The sequence below is a fragment of the Achromobacter animicus genome, assembly GCF_040775605.1.
Lineage (GTDB): Bacteria > Pseudomonadota > Gammaproteobacteria > Burkholderiales > Burkholderiaceae_B > Achromobacter > Achromobacter animicus.
Genome location: NZ_JAYGJK010000001.1, coordinates 2327395 through 2340862, shown reverse-complemented (window position 1 = coordinate 2340862; position 13468 = coordinate 2327395). Strand labels below are relative to the sequence as shown.

The 13468-nt window shown below is 63.0% G+C and carries 12 protein-coding genes; 7 read left to right on the top strand and 5 right to left on the bottom strand.

Annotated features, from left to right (window positions below):
* Positions 1-227 precede the first annotated feature (227 nt).
* From AB3147_RS10545 to AB3147_RS10535, 3 genes are all read right to left on the bottom strand, one after another.
* Entirely contained in the window at positions 228-1478 is a 1251-nt protein-coding gene (locus AB3147_RS10545; RefSeq protein WP_142051401.1) for an IS256 family transposase, read from the bottom strand.
* 465 nt (positions 1479-1943) lie between these two features.
* Positions 1944-2666 (bottom strand): SDR family NAD(P)-dependent oxidoreductase, encoded by a 723-nt coding sequence (locus AB3147_RS10540; protein ID WP_367351896.1) that lies wholly within the window; start codon positions 2664-2666, stop codon positions 1944-1946.
* Positions 2663-3655 (bottom strand): Bug family tripartite tricarboxylate transporter substrate binding protein, encoded by a 993-nt coding sequence (locus tag AB3147_RS10535; protein ID WP_175124144.1) that lies wholly within the window; start codon positions 3653-3655, stop codon positions 2663-2665. The genes AB3147_RS10540 and AB3147_RS10535 overlap by 4 nt, the downstream gene beginning before the upstream one ends.
* Positions 3656-3758: 103 nt before the next feature.
* Here AB3147_RS10535 and AB3147_RS10530 point away from each other — a divergent pair, with 103 nt between their 5' ends.
* From AB3147_RS10530 to AB3147_RS10505, 6 genes are all read left to right on the top strand, one after another.
* A complete protein-coding gene (locus AB3147_RS10530) occupies positions 3759-4799 on the top strand; it encodes a cyclase family protein (RefSeq protein WP_367351895.1) in 1041 nt (346 codons plus the stop codon).
* A gap of 3 nt (positions 4800-4802) precedes the next feature.
* On the top strand, positions 4803-6407 hold the full coding sequence (locus AB3147_RS10525; protein WP_367351894.1) for an AMP-binding protein: 1605 nt from the start codon (positions 4803-4805) through the stop codon (positions 6405-6407).
* Between the two features lie 14 nt (positions 6408-6421).
* On the top strand, positions 6422-7165 hold the full coding sequence (locus AB3147_RS10520) for a GntR family transcriptional regulator (RefSeq protein ID WP_105238367.1): 744 nt from the start codon (positions 6422-6424) through the stop codon (positions 7163-7165).
* A gap of 172 nt (positions 7166-7337) precedes the next feature.
* Positions 7338-8579, top strand: a complete 1242-nt coding sequence (locus tag AB3147_RS10515) for an ABC transporter substrate-binding protein (protein WP_175138572.1) — start codon at positions 7338-7340, stop codon at positions 8577-8579.
* Between the two features lie 163 nt (positions 8580-8742).
* Positions 8743-9954, top strand: coding sequence for a hypothetical protein (locus tag AB3147_RS10510; RefSeq protein ID WP_367351893.1), 1212 nt, complete (start codon positions 8743-8745; stop codon positions 9952-9954).
* 50 nt (positions 9955-10004) lie between these two features.
* A complete protein-coding gene (locus tag AB3147_RS10505) occupies positions 10005-10454 on the top strand; it encodes an NUDIX hydrolase (protein WP_367351892.1) in 450 nt (149 codons plus the stop codon).
* A gap of 11 nt (positions 10455-10465) precedes the next feature.
* Here the strand turns inward: AB3147_RS10505 and AB3147_RS10500 are convergent, their stop codons facing one another.
* Positions 10466-10660 (bottom strand): hypothetical protein, encoded by a 195-nt coding sequence (locus AB3147_RS10500; protein ID WP_367351891.1) that lies wholly within the window; start codon positions 10658-10660, stop codon positions 10466-10468.
* Positions 10661-11072: 412 nt separating this feature from the next.
* The gene (locus AB3147_RS10495) at positions 11073-12362 is read right to left on the bottom strand and encodes a PDDEXK-like family protein (RefSeq protein ID WP_367351890.1); all 1290 of its coding nucleotides are present in this window, start codon (positions 12360-12362) and stop codon (positions 11073-11075) included.
* Between the two features lie 147 nt (positions 12363-12509).
* Between AB3147_RS10495 and AB3147_RS10490 the strand changes: the two genes are divergently transcribed.
* Positions 12510-13457, top strand: coding sequence for a 5'-nucleotidase (locus AB3147_RS10490; protein WP_367351889.1), 948 nt, complete (start codon positions 12510-12512; stop codon positions 13455-13457).
* Positions 13458-13468: the final 11 nt, after the last annotated feature.

The window sequence follows — 13468 nt, the reverse complement described above, 5'->3', positions numbered from 1 at the left end:
CTGCCGCCCGGACGGCGGCAACCCGGCATTGGGCCGGTGGGACGTCGTGGCGGTGTGCGCTTGCGCGCTGGTGGGGGTTGGTTTGCTAGCGGCTCGTCGTCACGGCGGGAGGGGCTGTGATGGGCGGCGCCGCTTGAAGTAGCGAGACTGTCCGGGAGTGTCAGTATTTTTGTGTTTGAGGCGTTAGAAGCCTGATAGTTGGTTCTATCAGGCTTATTGATGCTATCTCAGCGATACGGGTCAGTGAAGCGTTCTGCATAAATCACGGCGAACTGGTTCATAGCGGCCTTCCAGTCGTGCGTGGCGCTGCCCCAGGCCCCGGTGATGTTGCGTAGGACCAGCCACAGTAGCTTGGTGGCGGCTTCATCGCTTGGGAAGTGACCTCGCGTTTTCACCGCGCGGCGCAGTTGGGCATTAATGCTCTCGATCGCATTGGTGGTGTAAATCACCTTGCGGATCGCCGGTGGGAACGTAAAAAACGGGATCACACGGTCCCATGCCCGGCGCCATGCGTCTGCGATCGGCGCGTAGCGTTGGCCCCAAGGGCCTTGCTCGAACTGCACGAGCGCGGCCAGCGCTGCCTCCACGGTCGCCGCCGTGTAGATCGGCCTCAGCGCCGCAGCCACCGTCCGGCGCTCCTTCCAGCTGGCGTATTCCAGGCTGGAGCGGATCAAGTGCACGATGCATGTCTGCAGCGTTGTGGCCGGGAACACCGCGTTCAGCGCCTGCTCCATGCCCTTCAGACCGTCAGTGACAGCGATCAGGATGTCCTGCGTGCCGCGGGTCTTGAGCTCGTTGAACACCTTCATCCAGAACTTGGCGCCCTCGGTCTGCTCGATCCACAGGCCCAGGATGTCGCGCGTGCCGTCCGGCAACACCGCCAGCGCCAAGTAAACGGCCTTGTTGCGCACCACGCCGTCCTCGCGGATCTTGACCCTCAGCGCGTCGAAGAACACCACCGGATACATCGTCTCCAGGGGCCGCGTTTGCCAGGCGGTGACCTCGTCCATCACCGCGTCGGTCACCGAGCTGACGAACTCCGGCGAGACTTCCGTGCCGTACTGCTCGAGCAGAAACCCTTGGATTTCGCGCACCGTCATGCCGCGGGCGTACATGGCGATGATCTTGTCGTCGAACCCGGTAAAGCGGCGCTCGTGCTTGGGGATCAGGATCGGGGCGAAGCTGCCATCGCGGTCGCGTGGGATCTCTACCCGAAGCGGCCCATCATCGGTCAGGACCGTCTTGGAGCTCTTGCCGTTGCGTTGATTGGTGGCCTGCTCGGGGCGCTCGCCGCCCGCCGGGTAGCCCAGATGGTGGCCCAATTCCGCTCCAAGGGCCCGTTCGATCAGCGCCTTCTTGAACGCCATCGACAGGTCCTGCACCGCCTCGGCGGTCATCGGGCCTTTGACGAATTGATCAACCAGCTCGGCGGGAATCGCCGGCAGTTCCCTCAGCGGTGTCTTTTTCTTGGTAGCCATACATGCTCCTTGAGCAACATGTTAGGCCCCAAACACAAAATTTATGACACTCCCGACTGTCCGCCGCTGCCGGCGTCTGACGCAGAAGCGGAAGCAGCCACACGCGAAGCGTCATCGGTTTGACGCAAGACAGCGCGTAAGCCCACGAAGGCCGCCCGCGCGGCCGCCCGGGGGCGGGCACCCCAAGACGCTTCTCTTCCACACAAGTGCGTGCAAGAACCTCAAGAACCCGACTCGCCCCAGCGCCCGTGAAGATCAGGCAACCAGAGCCCGGTGTGGCGTGGGCCTGGGGCGGGCGGGGCGTTTAGATGCGCCCGAGGGAAACCGTAGGGAGCCGAAGGCGTACGAGGTTGACAACGGGGCAGTCCGGAGCGAAGGCTCCGGACCGCAATCGGAGCCCCGCCCGCCCCAGGCCCACGCCGCGCCGGGCGTCTCAAGAACGCCGACGATGGCCAGCAACGACACTCAAGCTAACAACCCCACCGACATCCCCCCGCAAACATAAAGCACCTGCCCAGTCACAAACCCCGCCCGCGGGTCCAGAAACATAGCCACGGTATGTGCCACCTCATCCGGCCGCCCAACCCGCCCGACGGGAATCGCCGCCTCCAGCGCCAGCGTCTTCGGTGCCCCTGGCGGATTGGACTGATTGAATAGCTCGGTAGCAACCGGCCCAGGCGCCACGGTGTTCACCGTAATGCCATCGCCCGCCAGCTCCAAAGCCCAGGTCCGCGTCATACCCGCCAGCCCCGCCTTCGACGCGCCATACACCGACCGCCCGCCCTTGCCCAGCGCCGCCCGGCTGCCGATATTCACGACACGCCCGTACTTCGCCTGCCGCATCCCCGGCAACAGCGCCTGCATCAGCAGAATCGGCGCAGTCAGATTCAACGCCATCGTCCGCGCCAGTTCCTCCTGCGTGATGTCCTCGATGTTCGCAACCTGGATCATCCCCGCGTTGTTGACCAGATGCAGCACCGGTTGCTGCGCCGCCAACTCACGGCCAGCAGCAATAGTCGCCGCCGCGTCGCACAGGTCCACCGACCGGAAGGTCTCGCCCGGCAACAGTGTCTCGGGCGACGTACGGCTGAAATTGACGACCTGAAAGCCGTCTTCAATCAGCCGCGCCACGATGGCGCGGCCGATTCCCCGGCTTGCGCCGGTCACGAGAGCGATGGGTAAATTCATTGCGCCTTGATTCCCTGATCCTTGATGAGTCCGCCCCACTTCTTGCGTTCGGCGGATTCGAACGCGGCCAGATCCTTGCCGAACAGCGTGCCCGGCTTCGCGCCCATCGTGGCGAAGTTGGCGGCGATGGCCGGCGTCGCCAAGCCGCTGCGGGCGGCGGCAATCAGTTGTTCAACTACCGGCGCGGGGGTATTGCGCGGCGCATACAACGCAAACCACGCCGTCACGTCAAACCCCGGCAATCCGGACTCGGCAACCGTCGGCAAGTCCGGCACAGACGGATCACGCGCCGCTGAAGTCACCGCCACCCCGCGCACCAGATTCCCGTCCTTGATCTGCGCCAGCGCGCCCGGCAGATTGTCGAACAGCAGATCCACCTGCCCGCCCGCCACCGCCGGCAGCGACGCCGACGTGCCCTTGAACGGCACGTGCAGCATCGTCACCCCGGCCATGGCCTCGAAGTACGCCCCCGTCAGGTGCACCGACGAACCGATGCCCGGTGACGCATAGGTCAGCTTCTTGTCCGTCGACTGCTTGGCCGCCTTGATCACGTCCGCCACCGTCTTGTAGGGCGACTTCGCACTGACCGCGATCACGTTCGGCGTCGTGGACACCAGCGCGATCGGCACCAGGTCGCGCTCGGGATCGAACGGCATGTTGCTGTAGAGAAACTGGTTGATCGTCTGCGTGCCGATCGTGCCCAGCCCCAGCGTGTAGCCGTCCGCCTTCGCCCGGGCGACGTAAGCCATGCCGATATTGCCGCCCGCGCCCGGCTTGTTCTCGACCAGCACCGTCTGCTTCAGGCCCGGCTGCAATGCGTTGGCGATGGCGCGGCCAAAGAGGTCCGCGCCGCCGCCCGGCGGATACGGTACGACGACGGTCACAGGGTGCTCGGGATAGCCCGCGGCGTGGACCGCAGGCAGCGCCAGAACGGCCAGCGCGGCAAGGGCGATGCGCCATCCGGCGCGCGGATGCTGCAATTGCGTCATGGTCTCGTCTCCTATCGAACCCGCTGATTGCGGATTTCTTTTTAAAGTACGTAAATACGTACTATATTCATAAGAACATGAAAAACCGACAGGAGACAAGCAGATGAAACGCTGGACGCAACGCCCCGAAGGTTCCACCTGGGGCGACTTCGGCCCGGATGACGAACTGGGCCGCCTGAACCTGCTGACCGAAGAAAAGGTGCTGCAGGCGGTGCGCGAAGTCCGTGCCGGCAAGGTCTTCTGCCTGTCGCTGCCGCTGGATCTGCCCGGCGGCAACGTGCTCAATCCGCGCCGCCACGCGCCCACCCTCAAGCCCACCTTCCGCGAAGGCACGCCCTATCTGAACTTTGCGATGTCGCAGGTACAGCCCGAAGCCATTGACGTGCTGTCGGACGATCAGGTCACGCTGTCGATGCAGTATTCGACGCAGTGGGACGGCCTGTGCCACGTGGGCGCCATGTTCGACATCCAGGGCGACGGCCAGGCGCGCCGCGTCTATTACAACGGTTACGCCGCCGGCGTGGACGTGTTTGGCGGCGCCGATCCCGACAACTCGGAAGCCGCCTGCTGCCCGCCGGGCGGCTCGTATGCGCGCAAGCTCAGCGTCAGCCGCTATGCCGAAAAAGGCATGCAGGGCCGCGGCGTGCTGGTGGACTTGGCGCGTGCCTTTGGCCCGGGCCGCACGATCGTCGGCCATGCGCAGCTTCAAGCCGCCATGCGCGAGCAGAACGCCCAGCCCGAGCCCGGCGACATGCTGGTGCTGCGCACCGGTTTCGCGGAAGCCGTCGTGGCCATGAATGGCCACCCCGATCCGCACAAACTGGAGCAGACGGGCGCGGTGCTGGACGGCGCTGACCCCGCGCTGCTGGACTGGATCACGCATTCCGGCATCGCCGCCATCTGCGCCGACAACTACGCCGTCGAATCGTATCCGGCGCGCACATCCGGCCCCGGCCATTCGATCCTGCCGCTGCATCACCATTGCCTCTTCAAGCTGGGCGTGCCGCTGGCCGAGCTGTGGTATCTGAAGGACCTGGCCGACTGGCTCCATGCAAACGGCCGCAGCCGGTTCCTGCTGACCGCCCCGCCCCTGCGCATGCCCGGCGCCGTCGGCTCGCCTGTGACGCCTATCGCCACGGTGTAAGCCATGCCCCTGCCGTACTCGACCTTCTCCGACCATCTGGACGCGCTGGCCGCCCGGCAACCCGATGCCGTTGCGCTCATCGATCGTGATCAACCGCTCAGTTTCGGGGACCTGCGCACGCGCGGCCTCGCGCTGGCGGCGGGCCTGGCCCGCATCGGCGTGCAGCCCGGGCACCGCGTCGCCGTCTGGCTCCCCAACTGCGCGGCCTGGGTCGAATCCTTTCTTGCGTGCGCCCATCTAGGCGCGCTGGTGCTGGCCGTCAACACGCGCTTCCGCTCGGTCGAAGTGGCCGACATCCTGGGCCGCGGCCGCGCCGACTGGCTGGTGTACTGGCCCGACTTCAAAGGCATCGACTTCCAGGGCATCCTGGATGGCGTCGCGCCCGTGGATGTGGATCAGTTGCAGGGCGCGGTCGCGCTGGCCGGACCCGACGAACTTCCTCCGGCATCGCTTCACGGCAAACCGGTGCACCGGTACGACGCGCTGCTGGCCTGCGCCGACCCCGCACCGGTCGCGCAAGCCAACGCCGGCGTGTTGTGCTTCACCACATCCGGCACCACGTCCAAACCCAAGTTCGTGCTGCACGATCAAAAGACCTTGTTGCGCCACGGCGCGATGGTGGCGCGGGCGTTCGGCTACGACGACCGGGCCTGCGTGCTGGCCAGCGCACCGTTCTGCGGCGCATTCGGTTTTGCGACATTGGCCGGCGGCCTGGCGCGCGGCGTGCCCGTCGTCTGCGCCCCCGTGTTCGACGCGGCCCAATCCGCGCAGGCCGTCGCCCGGCACGCCGTCACCCACACCTACGCCAACAACGAGGCGCTGGTCGGCATGATGCAGGCCGCCGCGCCCGGCGCGTTTGCGTCCGTGCAGCTATTCGGCTTCGCCAGCTTCACCCCCGCGCTGGACAACATGCTGGACCTGGCCCGCGCGGCTGGCGTGCCGCTCACGGGCCTGTACGGTTCCAGCGAACTGATCGCGCTTGTGGCCGGCCAGCCCCGCGACCCCGCCGACGGCGACGTGTCGGCCCGCCCCCAGCCCGGCGGCACGCTCATCTACCCCAACGCCCGTGTGCGCGCCCGCGATCCCGAGTCCGGCCAGGTGCTACCGCACGGCCAGTCCGGCGAAATCGAAATCCTGTCGCCCAGCCTGATGCAGGGCTACCTGGACAACCCGGACGCGACCCGCGCGGCCGTGACGGATGACGGCTACTTCAAGACCGGCGACCTGGGCTACACGCTGACCGACCGCCAGTTCGTGTTCCAGACCCGGATGGGCGACTCGCTGCGGCTGTCCGGCTTCCTGGTCAATCCGGTGGAGATCGAACAGGTCGTCGAGACCCTGCCAGGCGTGCGGGCCTGCCAGGTGGTGGGCGCAACGCGCAACGGCAAGATCGTGCCGTACGCCTTCGTGCTGCTGCAGGAAGGCGCGCAGGCCGACCCGGCCGGTTGGACCGCGGCGTGCAAGGCGGCCATGGCGGGTTTCAAGGCGCCGGCGGGCTTTACCGTGCTGGACGCATTCCCGTCAGTGGAGAGCGCCAACTCGGTCAAGATCCAGAAGCACCGGCTGCGCGAGATGGCGGACGCTATGCTCTCGGCTTCCGCTTCATAGCCCTCCATCCCGCCATGCCCGCCCGCAAGCTTTTTTCGCGCAGTCCCCAGCCGCTTTACCTGCAGGCCGCCGCGCTGTTCCGCAGCCACATCCAGAACCGGACGTGGCGGCCCGGACAGCAGATCCCGCCGCTGGAATCGCTGATGGAGACCTACGGCATCTCGCGCGCGACCATCCGCCAGGCGTTCGGCCTGCTGGAAGAAGACGGCCTGATCCGGCGCTCGCGCGGCTCCGGCACCTTCGTCAACGCCGAACTGCCCGAAACGCCCACGCTGCTCATTCCCAAGACCTGGGCCGAAACGGTCGAACTGAGCAACCAGCTCGGCACGGTGTCGCTGGTGGAGTCCAGCGCCGACTCGCCGCTGCCCGACACGCTGGGCATGCCGTGCGGCGCCGACCGCAGCGGCAGCTTCCAATACCTGCGGCGCATTCATACGACGGACGCCGGCCCCTTCTGCTACAGCGAGGTCTTTCTGGACAGCGGCCTCTTCCGTAAGCACCGCGCCCGCATTCAGAAAAGCACCGTCGCCCCGGTGCTGGACCAGTTTTACGGCGCCCGCATCTCTGAAGCCCGCCAGGTCCTGAACGTGATCGAAGCGGGCCAGGAATCTGCCGAGTCGCTGCAGATACCCGTGTCTTCCCCGGTGGCCGAGCTGCGCCGCTATGCCTGCATCGACGGCCGCGTGGTGTATTTCGCGCGGCTGGAGTTTCCATTCCGCAAGGTGCGGATGGAGTTCGACCTGCTCACCAGCCGCTAAGCGCTTCACCCAACCTGCCTCAGGAGAAAACCGCCCCCCATCAACGACCGCCGCCGTCCGAACACACTGGGTGCAGCAGCAAACAAAACCTACATACGCGCCCGCCATATCCGAAAAGAATCCGGCATACAGGGAGACAACCATGAGACATGCCGACAGGACCCGGATTTCAATGCAGTGCCGCAGCACGATTGTTCGCTTGTTCGCCACGACCGCCTTTGCCGCGGCCGCGCTTGCCGCCGCCAGCGCACAGGCACAGACGCCCGCCCCCGCCGTCTCCGACGACGTGGTGAGGCTGGGCCTGATCCTGGACATGAGCGGCGTCTATGCCGACGTGACCGGCAAGGGCAGCGCCACCGCCGCCGAGATGGCGATTGCCGACTTCGGCGGCACCGTGCTGGGCAAGAAGGTGGACCTGCTGGTGGTGGACCACCAGAACAAGGCCGACATCGCCGCCGCCAAGGCGCGCGAGTGGTACGACGTCCAGAAGGTCGACGCCATCATGGACGTCGCCGGCTCCGCGCCCGCGCTGGCCGTGCTGGAAGTGGCGCGTGAAAAGAAAAAGATCGTGGTCTTCAGCGGGCCGGGCACCGAGCGCATCACCAACGACCTGTGCTCTCCCTATTCCGTCCACTACACCTACGACACGTGGTCGCTCGCCAACACCACCGCACGCGCCACCGTGGAGCAAGGCGGCAAGAGCTGGTACTTCCTGACGGCGGACTACGCGTTCGGCCACACGCTGCAGGCGTCGGCCACCGACGTCGTGAAGGCCAATGGCGGCACGGTGCTGGGCGCCTCGCGCCACCCGCTCGGCTCCAGCGACTTCGCCTCTTATCTGCTGCAGGCGCAGGCCAGCAAGGCGCAGATCGTGGGCCTGGCCAACGCGGGCGGCGACACCGTCAACGCCATCAAGGCGGCCAGCGAGTTCGGGCTGACCAAGGGCGGGCAGAAGATGGCGGGCCTGCTGCTCTACATCAACGACATCCACGCCATCGGCCTGGACGCGGCCGCCGGCCTGACGCTGACCGAAGCCTTCTACTGGGACATGAACGACCAGACCCGCGCGTGGTCGCAGCGCTATTACGACAAGCTCAAGAAGATGCCCAACATGAGCCAGGCGGGCACGTATTCGTCGGTCATGCACTATCTGAAAGCGGTGCAGGCGGCGGGCACGGACGAACCCACGGCGGTGATGAAGCAGATGAAGGCCACGCCCATCAACGACTTCTTCGCCACCAACGGCCGCATCCGCGAAGACGGCCGCATGGTGCACGACATGTACCTGTTCGAGGTCAAGAAGCCGTCGGAATCCAAGCGGCCGTGGGACTACTACAAGCTGGTGGCCACACTGCCGGGCGACCAGGCCTTCATGCCGCTGTCCCGGTCGACCTGCCCGCTGGTCAAGAAGTAGTACGGCGGGGCGTCCTCGGCGGGCGCTGCGGCGGATGGCATCGGCGGCGTGAAGCGCCCGCCGCGGGAGACGCCCGCCGCGGGAGACGCCCGCCGCCGACTTCGCCCGCCGCCGAGTACGCCCGGCGCGTTATCCTTGCCGCTTTGCCTTTCGCCGCTCCGACATGCCGCAACGCGCAGCCCGCATCATCGAGGGAACCATCGACCAGATCCGGGTCGCAACGCCGGTGCGGCGAAACGATGTCTTCCTGCGGGTCGGTGCGGAGACGATCTGGGGTTCCGCGCTGGACCCCTCGCACATCGCCCTGCTGCGCGCCTTTCACAATAAAGGCACTGCCGTGCGCATTGGCGTGCTGGAAGCCGAGCATGGTCTGAACCGCTTTTGCTGGGCCGTGCCCGCGCAAGGTGAACCCATTGCGCCGCTCACCTACCAGACCGCCCAACGGCGCAGCGGGCGCGAGGCCGTCATCTCCGGCGCCGTGGGCGTGGCCGGCCTGGGCGCGGCGTGGCTGTCTGGCATCACCACGCTGCCGCGCGTGTTCCTGATGGTGTTCGCGCTGGTGATCGCTATGATTGGGCTGATACTTGCCGCGAGCGCCTTGCACGCCCTCTGGCACAACCGCCGCGAGCGGCCGCGCATCCTTGCCAGCGAGGCTCTGTTCGATCCCGCGAAGCGCCCAGCGGCCATGAACGCTGCGCCAGCCCCCTCACCGCTTCAGCAGGAACCGGCTGCGCTGACGCAGGAGGGCGATCCGCCCCTTCTCCTGATCCGGGGCCAGCTCGACGGGATCACCCATGAAACGCGGCACGTGCACAAGGGCCCGACCTACGGCCACTATCGCTTTTCGGTTCAGGGCCGGCAGTTCCTGATGACGGTCGATGAATCACTGGGAAGCTGGCAGCCGTTCCTGGCGCAGAACGACTACGTCGAGATGGCCGTCAATGCCCAACCGGCGCCAGACGAGCCGCACGCGGTGTATGCCCTGCGCAACCTTGAGGACGGGCGCACCTATATGTGTCATCTGCGATTCCGCGCCTTTCCCGGCAAGGACACGCCGGTCGGCGTCGGCATGAACCAGCGCGCGCCGCTGCTCAAGGCCATCGGCGGGTTGATGCTTGCGGTCTGGCTGTTCCTCATTGGCCTGACTTGGTTCATGGATCCCGAGGCGTTGCAGGGCGACTTTCCGGAACTCGCGTTGTTCATCCTGGGCATGTTCCTGCTGGTGTGGCTGTGCTTCGCTCTGCCGCTCCTCTGGCTCGACGTGCGGTGGCGCATGGGCAAGCCGACGCGGCGCCAGCGCATCACCGAACGCATCTATGCGCTGCTCGACCTGGGCACGCCGTTCGCGCCCAAGCGACGCATCGAAGAGGTATGAACGGACGGGGCGTATCCTTGCCGGACGTCTGACTGCCGCTGGAGATCCGCATGACCACCCCCGCCCCGCGCCCCATCGCTGCCACCATCGCCGCCGTCGTGCGCGACGGCCACGTGCTGCTGGTGCGCCGCGCCAACCCGCCCGATCAGGATCGCTGGGCGTTCCCGGGCGGCAAGATCGACGCGGGCGAACGGCTGGCTGACGCGGCCGCGCGCGAATTACTGGAAGAGACCGGCGTCACTGCCGAGCCGCTGCACGTCTTTGACGCCGTCGACGTCTTCGACCGCGACGACACCGGCGCCCTGCGCCGCCACTTCATCCTGATCGCCGTGCTGTGCCGCTGGGTGTCCGGTGAGCCGGTAGCGGGGGACGATGCCCGAGATGCGCGCTGGGTGTCCCTGGCCGATCTGGATGCGCATGCGCTGGCCACGAGCTTTGGCGTCGCGGAACTGGCGCACAAGGCCGCGGAGCTGATGAGCGACGCCCCCGCAAGTCGATAACGCAGCAGCGATCAATTTCTCGAATCTGGCTCCCCGTGCGCTTCTTTCGAAGCCAACGGTCTGCCGAAAACTTGGTCAAATGCCAATTCGGCCTGCATACGCATAAACATCGAACTTTTTGGCATCGTATGGACCAGCACGCGCCATCGATAGCCGTTGTAGGGTGGATCAGTGACGTTGATGCCGTTATCTTCATCGAGCTTCATGCATACGTCATACCTGACCCCACGATCCGGCAAATTTGAGCGGTAATGTCGGTTGTCCAAATGACTCTTTAAGCGAGTCTTCACGGTCCGAGAATGCCCACGGTATATTGCTTTCAGTCCATCTACGTGGAAGGTACACGGATTCTCTTCGTACAAATAATCCGTCAGAATTAGATACAATCCGGCGCCGTATGGCACGCGATCAATATCGACGCGTGAGCGAAGATCTTTTTCCACTATTTGCGGATGACCTAGACCGTAATCGTGGCATTCAAAAAATTAATAAAGTGCGTGCGAAAGCCCTCCGCTAGCTGACGCTGCTGCTGCCTAAGTGTTTCAATTTCGTACATTTATAAATCCAAAAAGGATCGCCCATCCGACACCTCCGGATTAATGACGATCCTTCTCAATTTTAGGTGGGCAAACCCGCAACGATTGGGGCAAGAGCTTTCTCGAGCTTTCCATAAATAGCTTGAGTTCTCGCTGCCAAAAGGTTTTCGGGCAAGTTCGCGACTTTTCCCAAAGTTCGATAATTCGCATTCCGCCGACCACCTTTCAGCTCTGGAAATGCGTCTTCAAGCGCCTGCTGCACCATCTCCTTATGTTCGATAGCAAGATATGCATGACGATATCTCACGCCGACAGCAAACTTAGCATTGCCCTCCGTGGAATCGCGCATCTCCCATGCAGTGACAAAGACCGGCCAACATTGCGTCGAATCATCGATCAGAGAATCCCAGCGTTTGTTGGTAAACCACAAAGACTTTTTCCCGTGATCCACATCAAACTGATGCAGGGGAAAATTAGAACGTAGCGATTTTTCGACAAACACGAATTTTGCTTGCGATGCCAGCCTATCTACAAGCTCAGGATAATGTTGAGAAAATATCCAACGCTCCCCAACATCCCCTTCCATCTCGCTTTTTGTTAAGCTGCTTATATCGCGCGAACGCATAGCGGTCAACGATTCGACTACAGCTTTGTACTCGAACGCGACGTCCGCCAAGAAGTCGTCAATTTCCTTCTGTTCAGGGGGAATGTAGTCCGTTTGCTTCTGACAGTATGCGACCACGAGCCCGGCCGATTGATTACCGCGCTTGACTTGAAGTTCCGCACGATCCGCGCCCGCCTTAAGCCATTGATAGTCTAAAAACGCCCATCGATTTTGCTGAGAGTTACCTCCCTCCTCCTTCGGTGCGCCGTAATTTCGATCGAGAACAATATGTGCTGTCTTATATCCTTTAAATGCGGCTCGAGCACGTAATACTGCAACCTCGCCGTAGTATTTGCTGAGCTGACCTTGTCCCAACTTTGCGCCATATTTGTTTTCGACGACCAAGATCATCTCATTGACCGGATCGACCATCAGCAGGTCGAGTCGACACCCACTAGGCAAGACGTACTCGCGCATTGCAATCATGGAATGGAAGCCCGTTCTGGCGATTCGGCTAGGAGTCCACTGATTGAAGAAGTCCTTATTGCTAAGAACATTGTCACCCGACCCTTCGTATGCCGCCGTTAGGAAGTCCTTCAGCAGGGCGTCCCCTTGCCCATGGCCTTCACGAGGGTCAAACAACCATTTCAGAATTTCGGAGTGCTGGTTTTCGGTCGGGTCAATGATTCCAAAAATGTCGTTTGATCGCTTTAACGCCTCTAGAACGCGTCCCAATCGGGGATCCGCGACAAATTCTTGAAAATCCAAGCTCATCACCATCCTTTTGTTTCTTTATGAAATATTTGGTAGTGTACGCTTAGTTTCTTGATGCGGCTAGCCGTCTTTGAACACAATGCAGTCGGGAAGTACCAGAGCCCCAACCAGCCTCCACTTGCAGACACCCCGGAGAATCCAATGCCGTATGAACTTAGCAATCGTCTTGTGATTGGGCTTGCATCCAGCGCCTTATTTGATCTGACCGATTCAGACGAGGTGTTCAGGCGAGATGGCGAGCAAACCTACCGTGAATACCAGCGACAGAGGGAAAAGGAGCCGCTGAAGACCGGCGTGGCGTTCCCGTTCGTACGCCGCTTGCTCTCCTTGAATGCGATTTCGCCGGAGGATCCATTGGTGGAGGTCATTCTGCTTTCGCGAAACGATCCTGATACAGGAATGCGGGTTATGAACTCAATCGAGCATTACGGTTTGGGAATGACTCGAGCTATATTTTTGCAGGGTCGAAACCCACATGCCTACATTCCTGCCCTCTCCATCAGTCTATTCCTGTCTGCAAACGAGGCCGATGTCAAACAAGCGGTTTTGGCCGGATATCCGGCCGGGCAGGTGCTCAAATCACAGCATGTCGAACTGGCGGGTGAAGACGAACTGCGAGTGGCCTTTGACTTCGACGGAGTTGTAGCCGACGACGAGGCGGAGTCCGTGTTTCATTCGACTCAAAATATCGAGGAGTTCCACAAGCATGAGTCGGACAAAGCGTTCGTGCCACACAACCCGGGTTTATTAAAGGAGCTGCTAGCGAAGCTATCCGCGATACAGAAAAGAGAACAAGCGCAGGCCGAGCTGGATTCCCGGTACTCACCGAGGCTGCGCATATCCATCGTCACTGCCAGAAACGCCCCTTCCCATCACCGAGTCATAAATACAATGCGGAGTTGGGGAATCAACGTCAATGAGGCGTTCTTCTTAGGCGGCATCGAGAAAAAGTCTGTGCTGGAAGTGCTTAAGCCACACATCTTTTTCGATGATCAGAAAACGCATCTACTCCCGGCATCTGGCTCCCTTCCATCAGTCCACATTCCGTTTGGCGTCAGAAATCGTACGACCTCTGAGCACTCCGACTAACTGGTGGTTGG